This is a genomic window from Clostridium septicum (assembly GCF_003606265.1).
GTDB classification, from domain to species: domain Bacteria; phylum Bacillota; class Clostridia; order Clostridiales; family Clostridiaceae; genus Clostridium; species Clostridium septicum.
Window position 1 is genome coordinate 797792 of the sequence record NZ_CP023671.1, and the last position, 25089, is coordinate 822880.

Annotated in this window: 18 protein-coding genes; 6 read left to right on the plus strand and 12 right to left on the minus strand. The window is 26.1% G+C overall.

Annotation, left to right across the window (positions count from 1 at the left end; genetic code table 11):
- Positions 1-45: 45 nt before the first annotated feature.
- The 4 genes from CP523_RS03575 to CP523_RS03590 form a co-directional block, all read right to left on the minus strand.
- Entirely contained in the window at positions 46-1059 is a 1014-nt protein-coding gene (locus CP523_RS03575) for a sensor histidine kinase (protein ID WP_066677741.1), read from the minus strand.
- Positions 1050-1727, minus strand: coding sequence for a response regulator transcription factor (locus tag CP523_RS03580; protein ID WP_066677740.1), 678 nt, complete (start codon positions 1725-1727; stop codon positions 1050-1052). The genes CP523_RS03575 and CP523_RS03580 overlap by 10 nt, the downstream gene beginning before the upstream one ends.
- Before the next feature lie 74 nt (positions 1728-1801).
- Entirely contained in the window at positions 1802-5296 is a 3495-nt protein-coding gene (locus tag CP523_RS03585; RefSeq protein ID WP_066677739.1) for an AAA family ATPase, read from the minus strand.
- Entirely contained in the window at positions 5283-6500 is a 1218-nt protein-coding gene (locus CP523_RS03590; RefSeq protein ID WP_066677734.1) for an exonuclease SbcCD subunit D, read from the minus strand. The genes CP523_RS03585 and CP523_RS03590 overlap by 14 nt, the downstream gene beginning before the upstream one ends.
- Positions 6501-6717: 217 nt before the next feature.
- Here CP523_RS03590 and CP523_RS03595 point away from each other — a divergent pair, with 217 nt between their 5' ends.
- Positions 6718-8202, plus strand: coding sequence for an FAD-dependent oxidoreductase (locus CP523_RS03595; RefSeq protein WP_066677729.1), 1485 nt, complete (start codon positions 6718-6720; stop codon positions 8200-8202).
- A 195-nt stretch (positions 8203-8397) separates the two neighbouring features.
- Here the strand turns inward: CP523_RS03595 and CP523_RS03600 are convergent, their stop codons facing one another.
- Together CP523_RS03600 and CP523_RS03605 are read right to left on the minus strand one after the other, a co-directional pair.
- Entirely contained in the window at positions 8398-9066 is a 669-nt protein-coding gene (locus tag CP523_RS03600) for a phosphate propanoyltransferase (RefSeq protein ID WP_083089562.1), read from the minus strand.
- 119 nt (positions 9067-9185) lie between these two features.
- Positions 9186-11240, minus strand: a complete 2055-nt coding sequence (locus tag CP523_RS03605; protein ID WP_066677728.1) for a methyl-accepting chemotaxis protein — start codon at positions 11238-11240, stop codon at positions 9186-9188.
- Between the two features lie 389 nt (positions 11241-11629).
- On the opposite strand from CP523_RS03605, the gene CP523_RS03610 reads away from it, so the two are divergent.
- The gene (locus CP523_RS03610; RefSeq protein ID WP_066677727.1) at positions 11630-12028 is read left to right on the plus strand and encodes a (deoxy)nucleoside triphosphate pyrophosphohydrolase; all 399 of its coding nucleotides are present in this window, start codon (positions 11630-11632) and stop codon (positions 12026-12028) included.
- Between the two features lie 151 nt (positions 12029-12179).
- Here the strand turns inward: CP523_RS03610 and CP523_RS03615 are convergent, their stop codons facing one another.
- On the minus strand, positions 12180-15074 hold the full coding sequence (locus tag CP523_RS03615; RefSeq protein ID WP_083089560.1) for a DEAD/DEAH box helicase: 2895 nt from the start codon (positions 15072-15074) through the stop codon (positions 12180-12182).
- 179 nt (positions 15075-15253) lie between these two features.
- Positions 15254-16048 (minus strand): hypothetical protein, encoded by a 795-nt coding sequence (locus tag CP523_RS03620; protein ID WP_227909580.1) that lies wholly within the window; start codon positions 16046-16048, stop codon positions 15254-15256.
- A 109-nt stretch (positions 16049-16157) separates the two neighbouring features.
- Here CP523_RS03620 and CP523_RS03625 point away from each other — a divergent pair, with 109 nt between their 5' ends.
- The 3 genes from CP523_RS03625 to CP523_RS03635 all read left to right on the plus strand — a co-directional run bounded on the left by CP523_RS03625 (position 16158) and on the right by CP523_RS03635 (position 20466).
- Positions 16158-16850 (plus strand): Crp/Fnr family transcriptional regulator, encoded by a 693-nt coding sequence (locus CP523_RS03625; RefSeq protein ID WP_120140492.1) that lies wholly within the window; start codon positions 16158-16160, stop codon positions 16848-16850.
- A gap of 87 nt (positions 16851-16937) precedes the next feature.
- A complete protein-coding gene (locus CP523_RS03630; RefSeq protein ID WP_066677724.1) occupies positions 16938-18749 on the plus strand; it encodes a S8 family peptidase in 1812 nt (603 codons plus the stop codon).
- Positions 18742-20466 carry a S8 family peptidase gene (locus CP523_RS03635; protein ID WP_066677723.1) on the plus strand — a complete coding sequence of 575 codons (1725 nt, stop codon included), beginning with the start codon at positions 18742-18744 and terminating at the stop codon, positions 20464-20466. Before CP523_RS03630 ends, CP523_RS03635 begins: the two co-directional genes overlap by 8 nt.
- Positions 20467-20616: 150 nt before the next feature.
- Here the strand turns inward: CP523_RS03635 and CP523_RS03640 are convergent, their stop codons facing one another.
- The 3 genes from CP523_RS03640 to CP523_RS16445 all read right to left on the minus strand — a co-directional run bounded on the left by CP523_RS03640 (position 20617) and on the right by CP523_RS16445 (position 23168).
- Positions 20617-21405: a 5'-methylthioadenosine/adenosylhomocysteine nucleosidase gene (locus tag CP523_RS03640; RefSeq protein WP_227909579.1), complete on the minus strand. Its 789-nt coding sequence runs from the start codon at positions 21403-21405 to the stop codon at positions 20617-20619.
- A 281-nt stretch (positions 21406-21686) separates the two neighbouring features.
- Positions 21687-22853, minus strand: coding sequence for a class I SAM-dependent methyltransferase (locus tag CP523_RS03645; protein ID WP_120140493.1), 1167 nt, complete (start codon positions 22851-22853; stop codon positions 21687-21689).
- A gap of 186 nt (positions 22854-23039) precedes the next feature.
- Positions 23040-23168, minus strand: coding sequence for a hypothetical protein (locus tag CP523_RS16445; RefSeq protein ID WP_279221610.1), 129 nt, complete (start codon positions 23166-23168; stop codon positions 23040-23042).
- 82 nt (positions 23169-23250) lie between these two features.
- Here CP523_RS16445 and CP523_RS03650 point away from each other — a divergent pair, with 82 nt between their 5' ends.
- Positions 23251-23559 (plus strand): hypothetical protein, encoded by a 309-nt coding sequence (locus CP523_RS03650; protein ID WP_066677720.1) that lies wholly within the window; start codon positions 23251-23253, stop codon positions 23557-23559.
- A gap of 46 nt (positions 23560-23605) precedes the next feature.
- Here CP523_RS03650 and eno read toward each other — a convergent pair whose 3' ends face one another.
- Positions 23606-24898, minus strand: a complete 1293-nt coding sequence (gene eno / locus CP523_RS03655) for a phosphopyruvate hydratase (RefSeq protein WP_066677717.1) — start codon at positions 24896-24898, stop codon at positions 23606-23608.
- Positions 24899-25089: the final 191 nt, after the last annotated feature.

The window sequence follows — 25089 nt, forward strand, 5'->3', positions numbered from 1 at the left end:
CATAGAAGAACATAACATAAACCTTACATTTTTGTCATTTAACTATTATTCAAAAATCATCATCTTATTTAATGGAAACAAAATAGAGACTCTAGTGCCTTTATTTATTTCTGATTTAAGTTTTATACTTAATCCTAATTTCAAAGATAATTTTCTACATAAATATAATCCTATTCCTGTAGATTTTCCAAACTTCCGTCCATTTTCTCCTGTATAACCTTTTTCAAAAGCCTTTATTACATCCTTTTCATTCATTCCAATACCATTATCTGAAATATGTAATATAATACTTTCTTTATATTCCTCACAACTTATATTAAGAATACTAATCTCCTTATCCATATATTTAATGGAATTTGATATAATTTGATGCAATATAAATTTTATCCATTTGATATCTGTATAAACTATTCTATCAATATCTTCTATTTTAATTTTAATTCCTTTTTCTATTAAAATATTGGCATTTTTTCTTATTACTGAGTTTATACAATTTTTTATATTTATTTCTTTTATAATATAGTCTTTTTCTAAAGTATTACTTCTTGTATAAAATAAAGCTTGCTCTATATAATTTTCTACTTTTTCGACTTCTTCATTTATGCTTTTTGTAATTTCTGAAGGATTATTTTCTATAAGTAATTTACAAGTTGCTATTGGAGTTTTTACTTCATGTACCCAAAGCTCTATATATTCTCTATATTCATTATTATTAATTTTTAAACTTGCTACTTCATCATTCATTGATTTATCTGTTTGCCTTATTATATCGTATAAAATTTTTCCTTCTAAAAAATCTCCTTCCTCCATAACTTCTGATATAAGATATTTTTTATCTAACTTTTCAATATTACATAAAAATTCATTATAGTATTTTCTCTTCTTTAAATATTCATTTATATGAAAAATTAAAATACCTATAAAATTTAAAACTAGTATAAAAATTATTGCATAACCATCAACCTTTAATATACTTAATAAAGCTGCAGTAAATGCAAGTATTCCAATATTAATTAGAATAAATACTATTCTTTCTTTAATAAAATCTTTTAATTGCATTTTAAAATATACCCTTGACCTCTCTTAGTTTGTAGATATCCTACAGCCCCTATACCTTCAATTTTTCTTCTTAGCCTATTTATATTAACAGTTAATGTATTATCATCTACAAACTCATCTGATTGCCATAAAACTTGTATTATTTCATTTCTAGAAACTATTTTTTCATTATTTTTTATTAATGTATATATTATTCTGCTTTCATTTTTAGTTAAATCTATAACTTCCCCTTTATATTCTAATTCACTTGTAGATAAGTTATATTTTAATTCCATATACTCAAAAATATCTGCTTGATTATTATTGTATGTTCTTTTTATAATTGATGAAATTCTAGCTAAAAGAATTTGTGTATTATATGGCTTTGTTACAAAATCATCTGCTCCGAAATTCATACTCATAAGCTCATCAACTTCACTATCTCTACTTGTTACAACAATTATAGGAATTTCACTTTTTTTTCTTATTTCTCTACAAATATAATAGCCATCATAATAAGGAAGATTAATATCTAATAAAATTAAGTGTGGCTTATAATTTAAAACTTCTTCAATTATATTTTCAAAATCTATTGAATACTTAGTGTCATATCCATATCTATTTAAAAATGTACTTAACTCTAACCTTATTTTCTCCTCATCTTCTATAATATAAATTTTATTATTCATTTACTCTCATCCCCTACATAAAAAAATAGTACATTACTGTACTATTTTTAATTTTTATTCAATTATATCATAAATTAAGTTCTTTCTATCTTAACTTTACTTCCACCTCTCCCTGATTCAGCTGGTGTAAGTATTAGTTTTACAGGTACCCTATTTTTTATAGATTCTACGTGACTTATTATTCCAACCTTTAATTTATCATTATGAATCCTTTCTAATGAACTCATAACAACTTCTAATAAATTATCATCTAAAGTTCCAAAACCTTCATCTAAGAAAAATAATTCTAATGGAGCCTTTCCTTTCAATTGAATTTCCGTGGACAATGCTAGTGCTAAAGCTAATGATGTAATAAATGTTTCTCCTCCTGAAAGAGTTGATGCATCTCTTTCCGCTCCACCATTTTTATAATCTCTAATTATAAATTTTCCATTTTCATCTACTTCTAAAGCATAATTGCCATTAGTTATTTCTTTAAGTCTTTTAGATGCTTCAATAGAAACATATTTCAACCTAGTTGCTGCAACAAACTCTACAAACTTTTTACCTTTAAATAACTTATCTAAATCATTTAATAAAGCTAGCTTATGTTCAAGCTTTTCTTTTTCTTTTAATAAACCCTTAAGCTCTATAATTTTATTTTCTATATTTTTAAGCTCTTCTTCAACTTTAATTTTTATTTTACTTAACTCTAAAACTTCTTTTTCTTTTAACTCTTTTTCATTTTGAATATTTAACCATTGCTCTTCTGTTATAACTCTATTATTAATTTTTTTAATTAAGTTTTCTATAGCTCCTCTAACTTTTGATAATTCATCATTATATTTTTCAACTTCTAATTTAAAATTTTCTATCTTATTTTTCTCTATAAGATTATTTCTTACTTCATCAACATTTAAAAATTCTTCTTCTTTTAATATCTTATCTAAATTTTCTTTATCAATATCTCTTCTTTTATTAAGCTCATTATTTTTTGCATTAAGGCTAATTATCATATCATTACATTTTTGATAACTTTCCTCTGTTTCTTCCTTTATTTTTTCAATATTAATAAAGTTCTCTTCCATTTCTCTTATTATTTTTTGAATAGATAATAATAGATTTTCTATATTATCTACATCTCCAATTTTATTTTTTATTTGAAGATTTTTTTCTTCCTTACTTTTATTTTTTTCTTGTAATATTGATTTTTCTCTAGCTAAATTTTCTCTTATACTATTTAAAGTATTAGCTATATTTTCTTTTTCAGTAGTTAACTCATCTAGTTTTTCTCTATACCTTTTAATATTTTTTTCAGATTTTTCTCTTTCCTTTTCAGTATTAATTATTTCTTCATTTTTAGCTTTAAAATCTTCTACCTTAGTTCTATATTTAATATTATTTAATTCTTCTTTAATATTTTCTAATTGTTTTAATTCATTATTTTGCTCATATGTTGAAATATCTAATTGCTTTTTACCTTCTTGGATTCTTGCTTCAACCTGTTTATAATTAATATCTAAATTGTATTGCTCATCCTTTAATTTAACTATTAACTTTTCTAAGTTTTCCTTTTTTAAGCTATATTCATTAATATTTTTTTCTAGTTCTATGAATCTTTTTTCTAATTCTTCTACTGAATATTTTTTAAATTCTACTCCTAAAATTTCAATAATTTTTGTATTTTCTTCAATTCTATCATTAGCTATACTTTGATTTGTTTCTATTTTTGTAATAGTAGCCTCAATTTCCTTAAGTTGCTTTTCTTTATTTTTTATAATTTCTTCTAAAGATTTAACATCCCTTAATTCTATATGTTTTATATTTTCCTTATGATGCTCTAAAGCTCCACAAACTGGGCAAACTTCTCCATCTTTTAAATCTTTTCTTAAAGTTTGAGCTATATTTTCTATTTCTAATTCTTTAACTTTTAATTTTAAAACTTCTATTTCATTTTCTATTTTAACCTTGTTGTTTTTATTTTCTTTTAAATCTCCACTATATTTTAATATATCAGTTTTATATTTATTAATTTCTGTGTCACATTTATTAAATTCAATCCAACTTTTTTTACTTTCTGAATATAATTTTTGAAGTTCTAATAGATCTTTCTGATTTCCCGGGCAATTTTTTATTAATTCTTCTAAGCTTTTTTCATTTTCTACTAAAACCTTAATTTTTTTATCTAATTCATTCTTTAATACTATTTGATTTTCACTAGTTTCTTTTATTTCATTAGTAAGTCTTTCTGTTTTTACTTTACTTTCCTCTAATCTCTTTATAGATTCTTCTAAACTATTAGTAATAAGTAACCCCTGTTGAATTTCATTTTTAAATTCACTATCTACCTTTAAGCTTTCCTTACGTTCTTCTTCAAGCTTTATTACTTTATTACCTTTTTCTACTCTTCCTTCAAGTTCAATTAAATTCTTTTCATTTAACTCTTGGTTTTTCTCTAAAGTTAAAACTATATTTTTTAATTTTTCTATTTCTTTTTCTAAGTTTAATAAAAGCTTTTTATCTTCTAAGGCATCTTTTACTTTTTGTTCTTTTATCTTATATTCTGGTAATTCTTTATCCTTCTTTAATCGAGCATTATTCCACTCTTCTTCTATCTTTAATTTTTTTTCTTTAATATTATCTAAATTTAACATATGTTTACTTAATTCTTTTTCTGTAACTTCTATATTCCTTATAATATCTTCATATGCTAAAATATAAGGATTTACTTTAAGAGCTGATTCTCCTAATTTTATAGTATTTTTGTATTTTTCAATTTCTTCCCCTTTACAAATAAGAGCCATTTCTTTATTTTTATAATCATTAATTTCAAGTTGTAAATTCCAAATTTCTTGACTTTCTTTAAACTTTTCTTCTATAAACTTTAATTCTTTATTTGCATTATCTAAATTTTCATTACTTATTTTTAATTCTTCACTTTTTTCATTTCTCTTTTCTTCGCTAACATCTTCATATCCCATTAGCTGTCCTAAAAGTACACTGTTTTCAGTTTTTTCTTTATTTATTTCTCTAGAAAGCTTTCTTGATAAATTGTCACCATATTGTTGTAAATTAAATAATCTTTCAAGCATTTCTCTTCTACTTTTACCTTCTAGCTTTAGAAATTCTGAAAACTTTCCTTGTGGTAAAACTACAGTCCTAGTGAAATCATCTAAACTAAGCCCTATTATCTCCTTACATTTATCATTTACACTTTTTACTTTATCAGCTAAAATCCTTTCTTCTCCATTAGTTATATCAACTATTTTACATTTTCCTGATATAGGATTTCCCGATTTCTTATCTCTTTTAAACTCTCTAACAACTAAATATCTTTTAATTTCAGCACCTGATATTTGGAAATCAAAACTAATATTTAGCCTATCGCAATTAGTATTAATATAATTAGAGCTTTTTCTAGATACTTCTCCGTATAAGGCTAATGTTATGCCATCTAATATAGTAGATTTACCACTACCCGTAGGTCCAAAAATACCAAAAAAACCTCTATCAGTTAGTTTTTCAAAATCTATTGTTTGCTCTTCTATAAAACTATTTAATCCTTTTATTTTAAGTTTAATTGGTTTCATTTTCTTCCCCTCCCTCTACTATTGATAAAAGTAGTTCTAAAATTTCATGGTCAGCCTCTACTCCTCTTTCCTTTTTATAAAAATCTTTAAATATATCTTCAAATGACTTTTCATAAATACTAACTTCTTCTTCATTTTCTTCAAAATCATTTAATTTGGGAATTATTTCAAGAATATCTTTCTTTATATCCTTTATTTGTTTTATTTCATCTTCTCTAATATACCTATCAGTATTTATTTCTAAATAAACCCAACAACTTCTATCTCTGTTTTCTTCACATTTATTTATTGCATCTTCTATACTTGTACATTTCCAAATTTCAATTGGTTTATAAACCTTAAATTCTACTTCATTTATTTTACTTTCTTCTCCTACTTTAACATCTACAATAAAGCACTTTTTAGTAAAATTAATTTCTTTTTTATTATAATGAAGAGGTGAACCTGAATATCTTGCTTTTTTTTCGGTTCCTGGTACTATTTGTGGTTTATGGACATGACCTAAAGCCACATATTGAGCTTCTTTTGGAAAACAGCTTCCATCTACAATATAGCTTCCTCCTAATTGAATGCTTCTTTCTGATCCACTTTCTTCACTTTTCATAACAAATAAATGAGATACTACAAGATTTATTGTATCCTCTCTATAATTTTCCTTAAGTGAATTAAATAATGAATGAATTCTTTCTCCATAAGATTTCATTTTTTCTTCATCACTATCCATTTCTCCATATAGAACTTCATTTAATCTTTTTTCACTTGGGTATGGTACTGTTAATATAATTGATCTTTCATTATTTATCTCTATTTCAATAAATCCTTCACCTGATTTTATAACTTTATGTTTTCCATACTCCCCCTCTTCAACAGTGCTTTTAGGAGTTCCTAACATAATAATTCCATGTTCCATAGCTAAAGGTCCTGCTGCAACTAATCTTTCTGGATTATCATGATTACCTGCAATAACTAAAGTGAGTCTTTCTCCATTTTTTGATATTTTCTTTAAAGTATCATAAAACATTTTTTCAGCCCTTGCTGGTGGATTACTGCTGTCATAAACATCACCTGCAATAATTACTAAGTCTATATTATTTTCCTCAACTATATCTATAAAATCATTTAAAAATTCCTCTTGTTCATCCATTCTACTATATCCTTCTAGGTTTTTACCTAAATGCCAATCTCCTGTATGTAATATTCTCATTTTATCCCTCCCAAATAATAGCTATTATATAAAAATTTATTTTAAAATCATAATATCTTTTAATTATAGTTTAAATCTCTTTTTAAAAGTATTATATCATTAATATTTGAAGTATTTTAGGATTATTTGTAAGTTAAATTTTAAATTAAAGAGGATTCATTATTTATATCTAGAATTTCATAATAAATAAACATTTCAAAAATGAAAGGGTGTTTTTATGAATAGTAATGTATTTGATGTAATTGTAATAGGATCTGGTCTTGGTGGATTACGTTCTACTCAAGAACTTTTAAAAAATAATTTAAAGGTCTGTATGATAACTTCTAAGGAATTCTGCTCTGGAGCTAGCTTTTACCCTGGAACTTGGGGACTTGGAATGATTGGCCCTAAAGATGAGGAAGATAAAAAAAATCTATTAGAAAATATACTTAAAGTTGGGTGTAATAAATCTAACCCTAAACTTAGCTCAATTTTAGTAGATAATGTTAATGATGAAATTGATTTACTTTTAAAAGAAGGAGTTAATTTTAAAAGAAGCATAGATTCTGATGGAGTTGTTCCTTGTTTTGATTCTAATAAAAGAAGATGGTTTGGCTTTGATTTTCCAAGTGCTAAAAAAGTATTTTCAAAAATGTTAGAAGATAAAAATTTAACTGTTCTTTCAAAAACTAAAGTAATTGATATATATAACATTAAAGATAGTTCTAAAGGTGTTTTAGTTGAATATAAGGATAAATCTTTAGATATATTAAAATCAAAATCTATAATAATTGCTTCTGGAGGATATACTTGTTTGTTTAAGCACAATTTTTCTTTAGAACTTAATTCTCCTATAGTTCAATATTTAGCATATAAAAATGGCTGTGAACTTATAAATCTAGAGTATATTCAATTTATTCCAGCCTATATTAAACCCATGTATAAAACAGTATTTAATGAAAGAGTTTTTAATTATATAACATTAAAAGATAGAGATGGTAATGATATATTAGAAAATATAAAGGATTTAAATAATTTATTAAAAGAAAGATCTACTTATGGACCTTTTACAACTAGACTTAAATCAAATATTATTGATAAAAAATTGTTTGAATATTATAAAAAAGATAATGATAGTGCTTATTTTGAATATCCCAAAAATATAGAGGACATAGACGACACTTTAATCTATAATTATTTCAAATGGCTTAAAGATTCTAAGAAAAATATAAATGATAAAATACATATAGCACCTTTTGCTCATGCTTGTAATGGTGGCCTTAAAATAGATGAAAATGCCTCTACTACTGTTAATGGAATCTTTGCTTGTGGTGAAGTTACAGGTGGTGTTAATGGCGCTGATAGGCTAGGCGGCTTATCTACTTGTAATGCATTAGTTTTTGGTGCAATTGCTGGAAAAAATGCTAGTAAGTATTGTAAAACTCACGAATTTGAAGACTTTAATATAGATACTCCTTTTGATATTGAGGCTACTAAAGAAGATTTAGAAAAGTTTAAAGATATATTATGTAAACTTAGGGAGTCCCTTTACCTTGAAGCTTCTATATTAAGAAATAAAGAAAGTATATTAAAAGCTAAAAAAATAATAAATTCACTTAAAGATGAATCTAAAAATATTAATCTTTCTACTGCAAATAAAGCGATACTTGAAAGCTATATAAATTTTTCTTTAATTTTCTTAGAAAATATTAAAGAATTATAAATTCAACTATTTATAATTCTTTAAATTCTAATTAATTTTTATTAACCAACAGAAAAATTACCTATATCAGAATAAAAGTTTTCTATAATAACTTATACACTATAAACTAAAAAGGAGCTGTTTTAAACAGCCTCCTTTTTAGTTTATAGTGTATTAAAACTTATTTCTTAATTTATATAATATAACCTTAATATCTTATAAGGCCAACTCTACTATTTCAACACTATCATCTGAAGATAAACCTGCTGCATTTGCTTCATCCCTATCTAAATGTAATTCTAACTTATAACTATCATTTACTCTAACAACTACTTCTCCAAAAACAGTTTTTCTATCTCCTAAAGTTATTACATTAACTACTTGTCCATTTTCTACATTTAAGCTTTCAGCATCATTTGAATTCATATGAATATGTCTCTTAGCTATTATAGCTTTTTCCTTTAAAACAATACTTCCCTTAGGACCTATAACACATATATCACCTGATCCTTTTAAATCACCCGATTCCCTAATAGGACAATTATTTATTCCTAATGCAAAGCTATCTGTTCTTGAAAGCTCTACTTGACTTGACTTTCTAACTGGTCCAAGTACACGCACATTAAAAATACATCCTTTTGGACCTGCTATATATACTGTTTCTTTAGCTGCAAATTGCCCCGGTTGTTTTAACTTTTTCATTTCACTTAACTGATATTCTTTACCAAAAAGAATTTCTAAGTCTTCTTGACTTAAGTGTATATGTCTGTTAGATACCCCCACAGGAATCTCTCTTTTTGATACCTTATCCTCTAAATTCTCTCTTATTACACTGACTATCTTAGTTGCTAATTCTTTATAGTCACACTTTAGATTTCTATTCATTTATAATCACCCTTTCATGCACTTCTTAGTTGTCTATTAAAATTCCCCTCAATAATTAATATACTTAATATAAAATAAAAAAGAACTTCAATTTTTTATTTTGAAGTTCTTTTATCATATTATAATTTAAATACATCTATTCTATTTTTGACATTTTCCGCTGTATATTGTAATTCTTCAGCACTTTTATTAACTGACGTAAATGTTGCTGATTGCTCTGTTACAGAAGCATTAACTTCTTCTGTTATAGCTGCTATTTGCTGAGCAGAAGTTGCTACTTCTGAAATTGCACCTAATACTTTTTCTTTTCTACCATTTACCACTTTTACATCATTGCTTATTTCAGTTGTAGTATTAACCATTCTATTTAAAACATCTTGCATTTTATTGAAAGCTTCTTCCATTAACTCAAAGTTATGCTTTTCTTCATTACTAATTTTTTCAGTGCTATCTAAAGTATTTCTTGTATTTCTTACTAGTAAATTAATGCTATCTATAATTGATTTAATATTATCAGTAGCTTTTTGTGTTTCATTTGACAATCCTCTTATTTCATCTGACACAACTGCAAACCCACGACCTGCTTCTCCTGCTCTCGCTGCTTCAATTGCTGCATTTAATGATAAAAGATTTGTTTGTTCTGCAATATTACTAATAATATCTAAAAAATTAGCTATATTTCTTATTCCTTTAAATAGTTCTTCCATAGTATCTTTTAAATCATTAAAACTTTCTACTGATTCCTTTTTAGAAGTCATTAATGTATTTACTCTTTCGTTACTTTCATTAAGAGAATTCATAACCTCTCTATTTTGCTCAACCATTATATTATTATTCTTATCAAGACTATTTATAGATTCTTCTAAATCCTTAGTTTGCTCTTCAGATTCTTGAGCTTGTTGTGCAGCTTCATATGTTCTTTCTGATATACCATTCATAGCCTGCATTATTTCATAATTAGATGCTGAAACTTCTTCATTTATTGCTGATAAGTTTTGTGACTGATCATTAACTGTGTTTATAGAACCATTTATATCCCTTAAAATATTTCCTAAACTTTCTACAGTCTTATTAATTTGATTGGATAATTCTTCAATTTCATCTTTTGTATTAATATCTGTAATTCTAATACTTAAATCACCTTTTGAGATATCATCCATACATGTTGTAAGTTTCTTTATTGGATCTGTAAGCTTTTTTGATACAAAATACATAATTATTAAAGCTATAATTAATGTTATTATTGTAACAATTTTAGTAGAATTAAATGCCTGGTTTATTGTATCTTTTATATCATCTACATATCCAGTTGAATAAACATGCCATCCCAGCTCAGGTATTACAGTACTTAATGAAATTTTCTTTTCTCCATTATATATATAATTAATTTGATTAATTTCACCAATTTTTTCATTAGGATTATTATCTATTTCATCTACTCCTGTTACAGTTCCAATAAGATTTTTATCCTGCTTATAAAGAACCTTTCCATCTCTATCTGTTAGAAATACTTCATATCTTTCGTGATTATATTGACTTAATAATGAATTATAAATATCTGCAACAACATCTTTACAAATTATTCCTAAAAAATTCCCATTTTCATCGTTCATTCTTTTGGCTATAACATTAATATAATTTCCTGTTTCATTTGATTTAAGTACATTTGAATAATATATATCCTGTCCATTTTTTGTATTTATAAAGTACTCTCTATTGGAAACATCCACCAATAATCCAGCTTTGTCAGAAGCTGCAACAACTATACCATCTTTATTTACCATATATTCATTTTCTATATATTCACTTTTGACATTATTCTTTAATGTATTATTTAATTTATTTTGCGCTTCAATTAATGTAGCATTATTCTTTTTTAACTCATTAATGTCTACCTTTATAAAATTAACAAAATCATCATCAAAAATATATCCATTAACCTCTACTGCTTCACTATTCATTTTATATTGTATAGTGTTTGATATTCCAGTTACATCAGCCTTTAATGTATGTAATATTTGTTCATACTGCTTTTCTTCCATAGCATTAAATGTGAATATACTTGTTATTGCCGAGCTAAATATTATTATTGCACCGACAATTAATATTAGCTTTCCTTGAATTGATTTCAATATGGTTTTATCTTTAGCCTTGTTAACACGTTCTTTTTGCATATGCTCATCAACGTCTCCTCTCTAAACTTAAAATATGGTATTTTACAGAATTTTAGAAAATATACTTCTCTATATTACTTTCGTACAAAAACAAATTAAATTTATAATTTTTAATAAAAAAAGCAAATTAGATATACTAATTTGCTAATAATTCATCTTAATTTAATTTTAATTGTAGTATAGTTCTCCTGTTTTTTTAATATATTTTAATTTCTCCTATAAGTAAATTTGTTAAATCATTGTTTGGCTCTATTTTCTATTTGTTATCTTTGATTATTTTTATTCAATTTTAATTAAACTCAATTCAATAAAATAATTTAGATTTTTTTAACAATTTTTTTACTATTAATTATTAATTTATGATACTATAGCTTTAGAGGTGGTTATAAATGAAGAAATTAATAAAAGTAGTTGGAGCAATCATTGAAAATGATAATCAAGAAATTCTTTGTGCCTTACGATCAAAGGATATGTCAGTATCTAAGTTTTGGGAATTTCCTGGTGGTAAAGTTGAAGATGGTGAAAGTATAGGCGATGCAATAGTTAGAGAAATTAAAGAAGAATTAGATTGTACTGTTGAATTTATGGATATTTTTAATGATAATACTCACGAGTATGAAAATGTTATAGTAAATTTAATAGTTACAAGATGTAAGTTAGTACAAGGGACTCCCAAAGCTAATGAGCACGCTAAATTATTATGGTTACATACAGATTACATAGAAAGCCTAACATGGGCTCCTGCTGATATTCCTGCTATGAAACAGCTAGCTAAATCAGTAAAATAAGGATTAAAGTAAAATCGCTTTAATCCTTATTTTACGTAATATTAATTTTGTCATTAAAAACTATATATATTTTTAGGATTCTATATATTTAGAATGTTTTTTACAAATTGAAACTAAACTTAATATTCTAAATTTTACTATTAGAACTAACTTAAACCTTCTTTGTAAACTCAATATATAAATTTCCTGGCACTTTATTTTCTAATTCTAAATTAATTGTAATTGGTTTTTCTCCCTGATAACTTAAAGTATTTCCTTTACCAATATAAATATAAGGCTGTATTGATCTATCTATTTCTTTATATTTTCTAATAAATAAATGCAAATTAATTTTTCTCTCTTTATTAAAAATTATATTTTTACCTCTTTCTGAAGTTGTAGAAGTACTATTAGGAGTTTGCCATTGAAAATTCTTACTATTTATAAATTCATCTTTATAGTTTATACTTTCTTTAACAGTATCTCCTTTATGTAAATCAACAAACAAAAAATATTCTGATCCATTAGTTATAAGTCCTGACCCTCTAAATGAACTATGTGTTTTTTCATAATTTGATAATAATGCTATATCTACCATTTGATATTGCTCATATAATTTTAAAAAAGGTTCTCCATAATTTTTACTTCCAAATTGTTTTTCATATCTAATAAGTCCATAATTTATTAAATCTTCAATTATATATTTATAATCTTTATTTTTTAATATTTTTTCAAATGGCAGTAGTTTAATTAACTTATTATCCTGGTAATTAAATAACTTAATATTATTATTTTTTTGTGCTGAATCATAAAAATCTTGATTTAGAGTTTTAAAACTATGTATAATTGTATTCTCATTTACTGAATCTAAATATCTAGCTATTTCTGTTATAGCTGTATCTACTGTTAGATTATCATGATTAATTAGATATTTTATTATTGCAAATTCATATGGTCTTTTTATAGGCAACTTATTAGATAGTTCTTTAAGAATACTAAAAAATTCTTTATCTATTAAAAACTCCTCTACATTTATATTTTTTTCAACCTTTGATAAAAAACTTTGATATGTTTTTTGATAATTTATAAATTTAATTGGATCTGGTGCCCCATCATATTTTATATACTCCATTAATTTATAAGGAACCTTTCCTCCTAAAAGTGATTTAAATTCATTATATTCATCTTTAAGGTATTTTAAACTATTAAAATTTTCAGTATTTAATTGATCTAATATTCTTTCTTTTGAAATTCTATCCATTTGTATATTGGTACAGCCAGGTATATCCATAAACTCAGTTGAAACAGCTACCTTTAAACTATCCTTATCATAGTATCTACCTCCCTTTAGAGCTAACGCAATTAAAAATGCCTTATTATGGTTACCAATAAAATCAAGAACAGTTAAGAAATTTTTATCCTTATATTTTCTTAATCCCCTTCCTAATTGCTGAATAAATACAACTGGTGAATTAGTTGGCCTTAACATTAATATTTGATTAACAGCCGGTATATCAACACCCTCATTAAAAATATCCACTGTAAATATAACTTTTAATGGATTATCATCATCTTGAAGCTTTTTTATAGCCTCTTGCCTTTTATTAATTGAATCATCTCCTGTTAATGAAACACTTTTTATACCGTATTTATTAAATTCATCTGCCATATAATTTGCATGCTCTTTGCTTATACAAAATCCTATTGTCTTTTGATATTCACCGTCAAAACCATAGAAGTTCATTTTTTCTATTATAAAGTCTACTCTTTTATTTATCATCAATCTTTTAGATACTTCTTGAATATTATCTATATTTATTGTATCTAAATTAGCACTTTCAATATCCGTTATTCCAAAATAATGAAATGGTACTATTAAATCATTCTCTAATGCCTCATGTAACCTTACTTCTAAAGCAACATTATTATCAAATATCTCAAAAATATTTCCATCATCACATCTCTCTGGAGTAGCCGTTGTCCCTAATAAAAATTTTGGAACAAAATAACTTAAAATTTTTTCATACGTTGGACTTGTGCTATGATGAGCCTCATCTATAACTATATATTGAAATTCATCTCTTTTAAAACTTTTTAAATGCTTCTCCATAGTTTGTGATGTAGCAAAAAGATAATCAACAGATTCATCTTTAATATTTCCTGTATAAAAACCTATTTTTATATTTTTATTTTTACATAAACTTCTGTATGTTTTTTCTGCACTACGCAAAATATCTTCTCTGTGTACTATAAATAGTAATTTTTCAGGCTCAAAGTTTATTACATCAAATGCAGACATATATGTTTTTCCAGTACCTGTTGCTGCAATAACTAACGCTTTATTCTCTTTTGATACTCTTAGTCTATTTAAATTTTCTAATGCTTTCTCTTGCATTAAATTAGGTTTAATTATTTTATAATCATTAAAATAAATTAAGTTCTTATCTTTTCCTTTTTTTATTATATTTATAAAGTTCTTATATTTATTTAAGAACTCATTATCTATAAATCCAGTTTCACTCCACAAATAATTAAACTCTTCTAAAACTTCCTGAACAAATTCAGTTTCTTTTTTAGAAATCACCATAACATTCCATTCTACATTGCTTTTTAATGCGCTTTGAGTAATATTAGATGATCCTATAATAACTTTATAGCTTTCTTCATTTTCAAAAATATATGCCTTAGTATGAAACCCCTTTTCATTATCTGCTATAAATACCTTTAAATCTATATTACTAAATCCCTTTAACCGTTCTAATGCCTTTGGCTCCGTAAAGTTCAAATATGTGGATGTAATTATACTTCCCTTTACTCCTCTCTCTTCTAACTCTTTAAAAGAATCCAAAAGAAGTTGTAAACCACTAAAATTAATAAAAGCTACACTAAAATAAAAACTTCTACACTCCTGCAAGCTTAACTTTAATTCTTTTAAAAGATTTCCCTTTTTCGAATTTACTATAAGCTTATTTTTAACAAGATACTTCTCTTCAATTATTTCCTTTATATCTATACTTAAATCCTGTACATTTATTGTTTTAATTAAATCTTCTAAAGCTTTTCTCATATTGTCTCCTTAAATACCAACTTATAAAGTAATTTTATATTAAGATATATTATTAGATCAACACTTTCCATTAAATATATTGTTAAAAGTAAAAAAATTGCTAAGGCAATAACTTTATTAATTTACTAAAAAAAAACTCCAATTTATAAAAATTGAAGCTTTTATAATTTATTATCTATCTACTTTTCTACAACAAGAACTATTTGACTATACTTTTCAGTAAATGAAACTTTAAATCCATTAAATACTTCTTCTATTAAACTTATCATATACTCTTTTTCTTTTGCTCTAAACTTAAATCCGATTTTATTTCCAAGCGCTTCTTGCTTTTCATTTCTATTTGCAAAAGGTAATATAATATGTATTTTCCCATTAAATGTATCTGCCATATTACGTATCCCTATATATAATCTTTTTAAATCATCATCTGTTAAGAATTCTGCAAAGCCATTACAGGATATTATTAAATTATTTTCATGTGAAAATTCTTGTGCATAATATCTTCTATCTAAATATTCAAATATAGACATATTACATCTTCTTATTTTTGATTTTTCTCCAAACATATGCTTGTCTAACTTTTCATTATTGTTTAACCACTTTGTATCAATATCTATATTTAAAATATCATAATCATTTATAATATTTTCTCCTGCTATGTCATTAATTCCCAAAATAATTCTTTCTATTTCTAAACTATCAAATCCACCACCACAACCAATATCTACAAATGCAAAAGACTCTTTATAATCAAATACATACTTTTTTAAAATATCTCTGATTGATTTTTCTATTTCTATGCGCCTCCATGTTATAGGAGGTGATACTATATCTAACATCTTTTTATCAAAGTAATTTCCACACCAAGTACTTTGTGCTTCATTTAATATAGAATAAAAAGTAACTTCTTCTGTTCCTGGTCTTTTAGACATTATATTAGCAAATGTACTTAACTTAGTTAAAACTTTTCCCATAGTGGTTAAGGAATAAGGTGACTTTGGTAAATCCTTATCTTTAAAGCTACTTAAATTAATGTGTTATAATAATTAATATTAATTTTTTCGTAATATTAAGAGGTGAAAAATGAATCTTATAACTTTAAGAGAAACTTTAATAAAGGATCTAAAGCCTTTTATAGAAAATATAATTACAGTAAAAAATAAAGTTTCTCTATTAGAACAAGAAACTGAAAGAGATAAAATAATAATAAAACTAAATGGAACTATAAAAGCTTCTCATATGTTACCAAATTCTAAAGAACTTTTACTTGGTATTTATAAATCTGAAACTATTATATTTCCTGCTATTTTTAATATGGAAAATAATTTTTCATCTCTTTTTAAAATAAGTACTTTAACAGATTGTACCTTTGGACTAATATCAATTAATACTTTAAGAACTATAATAAATAAAGATATTACTATATTAAGAAATCTATGTTTATATCACGATTTTCTTTGTCAAAAAATTTTTCTACAAATGAGAGATCTTAGTTTTTATGATAAAAAACTAGCTCTTTTTTCTATACTTATAAGACTATGTAATACTTATGGAGTAAAAACCAATAATGGATGGAAAATAAACACCAAACTTTCTAATATACTTTTATCTGAATATATTGGAACTACTCCTGAAACAATAAGTAGATTAATAAGTAAATTAAAATCTAAAGACTTAATAGAATTTAAACATGGTTTTTTAACTATTAAAGATTTATGTTATCTAAAAAAATCTTTAGGTTGTTCAAAATGTAATGAAAGCTTATGTCTATTTTAATTTTGATATAAGTCTAAATAAATCTATATTGTCACATTTCTTTAATAGCTCATATCATAAATTATATTAATTATTGGGTGACTAATTATGACTGAATTAAAACAATGTAGTTTTTATTCTAATCCTGACTATTACGAATATTTAATAGAATATAGAGGAGATTTTTTAGGGCAAATTTCCAAAGTATCTTATGCATGTGGTGATATATTAACAGAGCGATTTGCTATAGTTTCTGTAGAATCTGGACAGCTTAATCAACTTTTAAAAGACGTTCCTTCTATACTATTTGTTAATTTTCGAAATATTTTTGTCTTGGAATCAACTCCTTCCGAAGCTACTAGTAATATTGAACCTATAAAATTAAATCCTTATTTAAATTTATCAGGCTCTGGTGTTTTAGTTGGAATTGTCGATACTGGTATAGATTATCTAAACAAAGAGTTTACTCGTGAAGATGGAACTACTCGAATTGAATCTATTTGGGATCAGACTATAATTAATAATATTCCAAACCAATCCGTCTTCATCGGAACTACTTATTCTGAAGATGAAATAAATAAAGCATTAAATGCTGCTAGATCAGGTAAGGACCCTTATTTAATTGTTCCTTCAAAAGATACTAATGGACATGGAACTCAAATGGCTGGAGTAATAGGTGCTAGGGGATATAATAAAGAAATTAGAGGAATTGCCCATGATTGTAACTTTGTAATAGTTAAACTTGAAGAATCTGCTACCTATAAACAAGAACTTTTAATGAATGGTATTACTAATGTTCCCGTCTATAATACTGCAGAAATAGTTGCAGGGTTAGAGTATTTACGTAAATATGCTATAAATGTTAACAAACCTATGATAATTCTTCTTGGACTCGGTTCTTCTGACTATAGCCATGATGGTACTGGTTTGGTTGCTAGATATATAAATGAACTTGCATCATATAGAGGACTAGTAGTAGTTACATCTACTGGTAATGAAGGTGCTGCTGATCTTCATGCTTCTGGGCATATATCTAACGTAGGAGAAATAAAAACTACAGAACTTAGAATTGTTAAAAGTCTTCAAAATTTTTCTTTTAAAATATGGATAAGAAAACCTAATAAATTTTCTTTAAATGTTATTTCCCCCTCTGGTCAGAATTCTAGATTTATAACATCTAAAATAAATCAGATTGAACAAATTAATTTTATTTATGAAAATACCAAACTGGATATTTCATTTTATGTTCCTGATAATACAACTGGATTACAAGTTATTATACTATCTTTTATTGATATAAAACCTGGCATCTGGAAATTTCAACTTAAAGGTGAATATGTTACAGATGGTAGATTTGATATGTGGTTATCTCCCAAAATCACCCTACCAGCTGGTACAAAATTCTTAACTCCAGATCCATATGTTACCTTAACAGTGCCATCTGCTTCAAAAAAAGTCATTTCTGTAGGATATTATAATCAGTTAACAGATTCCATAGTTTCTGAATCGGGTAAAGGTTATCCATTAAATAATTTTATAAAACCTGATATTGTAGCTCCTGGAGTTGATATTCTTACTACTAATACAGATAATACATTAACGACAGTTACTGGTACCTCCGTTGCTGCTTCAATAGTAGCTGGAGCTTGTGCACTTTTAGTTCAATGGGGAATTGTAAATGGAAATGATTCCACAATGTATTCTCCTAAAATAATAAGTTATTTAATAACCGGTGCTTCTAGAAATTCAACTGATGAATATCCTAATCCTGATTGGGGATATGGGAAGTTAGATATTTCTGGAATATTTAATACATTATCCGGTACTAGAAATTTACTTAATTATGATTATTATGAATATTATATTAATAACTTATTTATAAGGATTCCTAAAGAAATGGAGGATAGTTTATATGATTGAAAATTTCTCTAATGCTCCACCATCAATATTCGGTGATCAAAATTATATACATTATATAGTTGAATATCAAGGTAACATAGTAGAAGACTCTAAAAACTCATCCACTATGTATATAACGGTGATAAATAATAAATATGCAGTTATATCAATGCCTCTAAAAAGTCCTACTGATAGATTTACCCTTAAAAATAATCCTTTTCCTTCTATCGTTTATATAAGTAGGTATTATGGATATACATTACAAAGCCTAAGTCCAATAATTGCTGCAAATATTAATCTTACACAAATAGAATCACCCTTTTTTCTAACTGGAAAAGGAGTTATTGTTGGAATGATTGATACTGGAATAGATTATTTAAATAAAGAATTTATGAATGATGATGGAACTACTAGAATTCTAAATATATGGGATCAAACTATTAAATTACCAAATGTAAATGGAAATATTCCATTTGGTTCAATATATACTAATACTGATATAAACAATGCAATAAAAGCTTATAATGAAGGTAATGATCCTTACCGTATTGTACCTTCTAAGGATGAACTTGGACATGGAACAGCTATGGCTGGAATTATTGGAGCTAAAGGACTAAATCCTGAAGTTAAAGGAGCTGCTCCAGATTGTGAATATGTAGTAGTGAAACTTATTGAAGCTCTTTCAGTTGAAAAATATCTTACTCCAACAGTTCCTATATATGGTAGAACTTCTATTATGTTTGCTTTAAATTATCTATATCAATATGCAATAACTGTTAATAAACCTATGGTGATTTTTCTTCCTCTTGGAACTACTTTTGGCAACCATAAAGGTGATGGATTATTAGAAGATTTTATAAACGACATATCTAATAATAAAGGATTAGCCGTTGTAACAGGATCCGGTAATGAGGCTGATACTTCCGGACATGCATCTGGTAGAATTGAAAAAAAAGGTGATTTTAAAGATATACCATTATATATATCTGATAAACAAAACTTTCTTAGAATAGAAATATGGGTAGATAAACCTAATATCATGTCACTAGAAATAATATCTTCATCTGGTGAGAATTCTGGTATAATTCCAGCATTTTTAAATCAACAGCAAACTAATCAATTTATATTTGAAAAAACTATTGTTACAGTAACTTATTATTTACCTGATGAATTATCTGGTGATGAGCTTATAGTTATAGATATGAGTTATTTAAGACCAGGAACTTGGAAACTACGTTTATTCGGAGATTATGTCCTAGATGGCACTTATAATTCCTGGTTACTTCCAAAAGGACTTACTTTAGGAGATACTAGATTTATCTCTCCAGACCCTTATGGAACTTTCACTGGACCTGGTTCCTCTGAATTTATAATAACTGTAGCTAATTATAATCAAAATAATTACAATCTAGTAAATAGTTCTGGTATGGCATTTTTAAATAATGTTAAAAATGGAATTGATATAGCAGCTGGTGGAGTAAATGTTAAAACTATTGCTCCTAATAACAAAACAGCTGTAATTAGTGGTACAAGTGTATCTGCTGCCGTTGTAGCTGGAGCAAGTGCCCTTATGTTCCAATGGGGCATAACAGATGGAAATGATCCTGATATGTATGCTCAAAAACTTAGAACTTACTTATCAAGAGGTACCTCTAAGAGAATGAATGATGTTTATCCTAATGCTGAATGGGGATATGGTGTTCTAGATATGATAGGAGTTTTTAAATACTTGCAATAATATAAAACACAACCGTTATAAAAATAATACAAATAAAAGCATCTGGAAAAAATAACCAATCTTACTAGATGCTTTTATTATTTCATCTTTATAATTACATAACCTATATTTTAAGAACTAGATATTTAAAAATATTCTAATATTTATATATTAATAAAGTTTTACAAACTCTTCAAGTAAATTGCTTGCATTCTTTGCAGCTATTGGTAAAAATTCTTCATATGATAAATCTGCTTCTCCATTTGCCTTATCTGATATTGAACGAAGAATTACAAAAGGTATTTTATTTAAGTAAGCAACTTGAGCCATTGAAGCGCCTTCCATTTCAACTGCTTCCACTTCTCCAAAGTTTTCCTTAATTCTTTTAGCCACTTCTCCACCAGCTACAAATTGGTCTCCTGAAGCAACACGCCCTTCTTTTATTGTTATTCCTGAAACGTGATTTGCTGCTTCTTTAGATACTTCTATCATATTCTTATCTGCTTCAAAGAATGTGATATCTAATCTTGATATTTGTCCAAGTGGATCACCAAATACTGTTGTATCGAAATCATGTTGAACAGCATCTTTTGAAATAACTATATCTCCTTGTTTTAATTCTGGATTCATTGTTCCTGCAACTCCTGAATTTACAAGAGCAGTTACATTAAATTTATCTACTAATATTTCAGTGCAAGTAGCCATATTTACCTTACCTACCCCTGAACGAACTAAAACTATATTTTTTCCATCAAGTTTCCCTTTATAAAATTTCATTCCTGCAACATCTATAGTTTCCTTTATTTCCATTTTTGCTTTAAGTATTTCAACTTCTTCTTCCATAGCACCAATTATACCTAACACCCTATCATTAGATGCCTTATTCATTGAAGTACATCCAGCTAAAGCTGACATTACTAAAATCACTACTGTGAATATTGATAATAATTTCTTCTTCATTTGTTAACCTTCTCTCTGCAAATATACGAACATTAATAATTTTATAATATCGTTTGTTCGACAACATATTTTATATCATATTTTTACTATGTAATCAACATATTTTTTGTATTTTTTAAATATATTATTGTAAATAAATTAATTTTTACATTTTTTTCAATAAACTGATAGCTATACTATAGCTATATTGTTCTACTTTCTATTGTTCCATTTATAAAATTGGCTAAAAACATATAGAACTAAAAAACAGTACTAATAAATTTTAGTACTGCTCTTAAATATTAAAGTAAATTATCATTTTCTAATAAATTAAATAAAGTTGGATTAAAATTAAATTCCTTCATTAAAGCTTTAACCTCATTTAAAGCCTTTTCTTTCTTTTCCTTGGATATATTAGTTTTTGATGCTCTTATTAAAATATTTTTAGGTGAATGAGCTATATCTATAAACTCTAAAAGCTGAGTTTTATACCCTAAACACTCTAAAAGATTAGCCCTTACTGAATCAGTCATAAGAGCTGCCATTCTCTCTCGAATTATTCCATATTTAGTTAAAATAGTTAATGATTCTGTTTTCATTTGAGCATTAAATTCATGTTGACAACAAGGTACTGAAAAAATCATTTTACTATTCCATTTTATTGCATTATATAAAGCATAATCGGTAGCTGTATCGCAAGCATGTAAAGTAATTACCATATCTACTTTATTATTATACTTAAATCCATTTATGTCACCTAATTCAAAGTGTAAATTTTCATAGTTATATCTCTTAGCTATTTCATTACATTTCTTAATTACATCTTCTTTAAGATCTAGACCAATCATCTTAACTTTAATTTTCTTTATTTGTACAAAGTAATAATATAGCACAAATGTTAAATAAGATTTTCCACATCCAAAATCTAATATATTAAGCTCCTTATAATCATTTTTCTTAATTTCATCATCAACAATTTCAATAAACCTATTTATTTGTTTATATTTATCATACTTTGAATTTATAACTTTTCCTTCTTTAGTAAAAATCCCTAAATCTATAAGAGGTTCTATTATCATGCCTTCTTTAAGAATATAATTTTTTTCTTTATTATGTCCTTTATTTACAAGCTTTAAATTATTGCTCTTTTTCTTACCTAAATGCACTTTACCTTTTTTAGATATTTTCAAATCAAATGTAGTTTCACTTGACCAAGCTCCAACTTGCTTATAATTAGATGATACGTATTCCATAAGCTTTTTTTCTAAAGCATTCGTTTCTATATTTTCATGAAATACTTGCTTATCAGTATATTTTTCAATTTGATAATACTTTTTCTTTTTGGAATTCTCCTTTAATATAAAGCTTATCTTATTATATTTAATATCCTTATTAGTTTTATTACTAACTATAATTTTTATTATCTCTTCTTTTGCAATTTCATTAATAGCTTTTTTTAAATCTTCCATACTAACACACCTTATTATTTGTTTTAGAATTATTTCTATATAATAACATTATTATATATATATAAGCAATTAATTCAAAGATTTTATTATAAAGTATTCTTTTAAATTAATAAACTAAAAATATATAATCAATATTTCTAAAAAACTAATCTTTATTGTTTTTTATTTGTATTATTAGGGTTCTAACTATAGAACCTTATAAGTTCTATAGTTAGAACTCATTAATACATCTGATGTTTCAACGTTGATACTTTGAAGAACTTCACCGATTTTAGGGGCTTTGAAGGCTATATTAATATTGAAATTAATTATCATTATTTTATAATAACTATAGATTTTTATTCTAAAATGTATTATGATTATTATAAATAAAATATAAACCAAAGGCGGTAAAGATATGACAATTTATGCAATTACATATTATTTAAAAGAAAATTCTCATTCATGTGGATGTGGAGATGAACACCATCACCATCATCACCATACTCGTGATGACTATGCTATTACAGGAAACATAAAAGCATTAGGAGGATGGGCTCATTTAATGCCTACTAGCTTTTTAGTTAAAACTGATTTAAGTGCTGAAGAAATTTTAGTAAAACTTAAAGAGTTTATAGAAGAAAAAGATTTACTTTTTATTACTGAAGTAAATAAAGATAACGTTGCTTCTTTAACTCCTGGTGTAGTTGAATGGATAAATAACTAAAAAAGAAAAAGAAATCCACGGATTAAATTCGTGGATTTTTCTTTTTCTATCTTATATTAAAGAATGCTTTTTTCTTTCTATACTCAGCAATTTCTCCTAATTCTGATTCGATTCTAAGTAATTGGTTGTATTTAGCAACTCTTTCTGATCTAGCTGGTGCTCCTGTCTTTATTTGTCCTGCATTAACAGCAACAACAAGATCCGCTATAGTTGTATCTTCTGTTTCTCCTGATCTATGTGATACAACTGCTGTATATCCAGCTCTATTAGCCATTTCAATTGAATTAAGAGTTTCTGTTAGTGTTCCTATTTGATTTAACTTAATTAAAATTGAGTTTGCAACTCCTTTTTCAATTCCCATACTTAATCTTTCTGTATTAGTTACGAATAAATCATCACCTACAAGTTGTACTTTCTTACCAAGTCTTTCTGTTAACAGCTTCCAACCTTCCCAATCTTCTTCTGCCATACCATCTTCAATTGAAATTATTGGATATTTATTTACCCATTCTTCAAAGAAGCTTACCATTTCTTCTGCATTTAATGATTTACCTTCATGTTCTAATACATACTTTCCATCTTTATAATATTCTGATGAAGCAGCATCTATTGCTATAAACATATCTTCTCCGGCTTTATATCCAGCCTTTTCTATAGCTTCAATTATTACTTCTAAAGCTTCTTCGTTTGACTTTAAGTTAGGTGCAAATCCACCTTCATCTCCAATTGCTGTAGAATATCCCTTTTCAAGTAAAATCTTCTTAAGCGTATGATAAACATTTGCACACATTTCAAGTGCCAAACTAAATGTTTCAGCTCCAGCAGGCATAATCATAAATTCTTGTAAATCAACTGAATTATCTGCATGAGATCCTCCATTTAAAATATTCATCATAGGAACAGGTAAAACCTTAGCATTTGCTCCACCTATATATTGATATAGTGGTAAAGACAAACTTTCTGCTGCTGCTTTAGCACAAGCTAAAGATACACCAAGTATAGCATTTGCTCCTAATTTACCTTTATTCTCAGTTCCATCTAAATCAATAAGTAGCTTGTCTATGTATGGTTGATTATATACATTAATTCCTTTTAAATTTTTAGCAATTATATCATTAACATTAGCTACTGCATTTAAAACACTTTTTCCTTGGAATAAATCTTTGTTTCCATCTCTAAGTTCAACAGCTTCATAAATACCTGTTGATGCTCCTGAAGGTACCGCTGCTCTACCAACTGTTCCATCTTCTAAATAAACTTCAACTTCAACTGTTGGAAAACATCTTGAATCTAAAATTTGTCTACCAATTACATTTACTATTTTTAAATCTTTTTTCATAAAAACACTCCTTAAAATCTAATTGAATATTATTCAAAAAGACCTACGCAAAATTGCATAGGTCTTTTGCTATATTTTGTAATTATAATTGTGCAAATAGGAATAAAATTTGGATGTTCGATATGATGTACTCTTTGAAGTTATTATATACACCTGTGTGCAATATATATAATAGCTATTTTGATTTGCAC

Bases quoted from the DNA above. Each gene is read 5' to 3' on its own strand.
- CP523_RS03605 (WP_066677728.1), bottom strand. From the start codon at position 11,240: ATGCAAAAAGAACGTGTTAACAAGGCTAAAGATAAAACCATATTGAAA.
- CP523_RS03580 (WP_066677740.1), bottom strand. From the start codon at position 1,727: ATGAATAATAAAATTTATATTATAGAAGATGAGGAGAAAATAAGGTTA.
- CP523_RS03635 (WP_066677723.1), top strand. From the start codon at position 18,742: ATGATTGAAAATTTCTCTAATGCTCCACCATCAATATTCGGTGATCAA.
- CP523_RS03650 (WP_066677720.1), top strand. From the start codon at position 23,251: ATGACAATTTATGCAATTACATATTATTTAAAAGAAAATTCTCATTCA.
- CP523_RS03640 (WP_227909579.1), bottom strand. From the start codon at position 21,405: ATGAAGAAGAAATTATTATCAATATTCACAGTAGTGATTTTAGTAATG.
- CP523_RS03625 (WP_120140492.1), top strand. From the start codon at position 16,158: ATGAATCTTATAACTTTAAGAGAAACTTTAATAAAGGATCTAAAGCCT.
- CP523_RS03595 (WP_066677729.1), top strand. From the start codon at position 6,718: ATGAATAGTAATGTATTTGATGTAATTGTAATAGGATCTGGTCTTGGT.
- CP523_RS03630 (WP_066677724.1), top strand. From the start codon at position 16,938: ATGACTGAATTAAAACAATGTAGTTTTTATTCTAATCCTGACTATTAC.
- CP523_RS16445 (WP_279221610.1), bottom strand. From the start codon at position 23,168: ATGATAATTAATTTCAATATTAATATAGCCTTCAAAGCCCCTAAAATC.
- CP523_RS03645 (WP_120140493.1), bottom strand. From the start codon at position 22,853: ATGGAAGATTTAAAAAAAGCTATTAATGAAATTGCAAAAGAAGAGATA.
- CP523_RS03620 (WP_227909580.1), bottom strand. From the start codon at position 16,048: ATGGGAAAAGTTTTAACTAAGTTAAGTACATTTGCTAATATAATGTCT.
- CP523_RS03590 (WP_066677734.1), bottom strand. From the start codon at position 6,500: ATGAGAATATTACATACAGGAGATTGGCATTTAGGTAAAAACCTAGAA.
- CP523_RS03610 (WP_066677727.1), top strand. From the start codon at position 11,630: ATGAAGAAATTAATAAAAGTAGTTGGAGCAATCATTGAAAATGATAAT.
- CP523_RS03615 (WP_083089560.1), bottom strand. From the start codon at position 15,074: ATGAGAAAAGCTTTAGAAGATTTAATTAAAACAATAAATGTACAGGAT.
- eno (WP_066677717.1), bottom strand. From the start codon at position 24,898: ATGAAAAAAGATTTAAAAATAGTAAATGTAATTGGTAGACAAATTTTA.
- CP523_RS03585 (WP_066677739.1), bottom strand. From the start codon at position 5,296: ATGAAACCAATTAAACTTAAAATAAAAGGATTAAATAGTTTTATAGAA.
- CP523_RS03575 (WP_066677741.1), bottom strand. From the start codon at position 1,059: ATGCAATTAAAAGATTTTATTAAAGAAAGAATAGTATTTATTCTAATT.
- CP523_RS03600 (WP_083089562.1), bottom strand. From the start codon at position 9,066: ATGAATAGAAATCTAAAGTGTGACTATAAAGAATTAGCAACTAAGATA.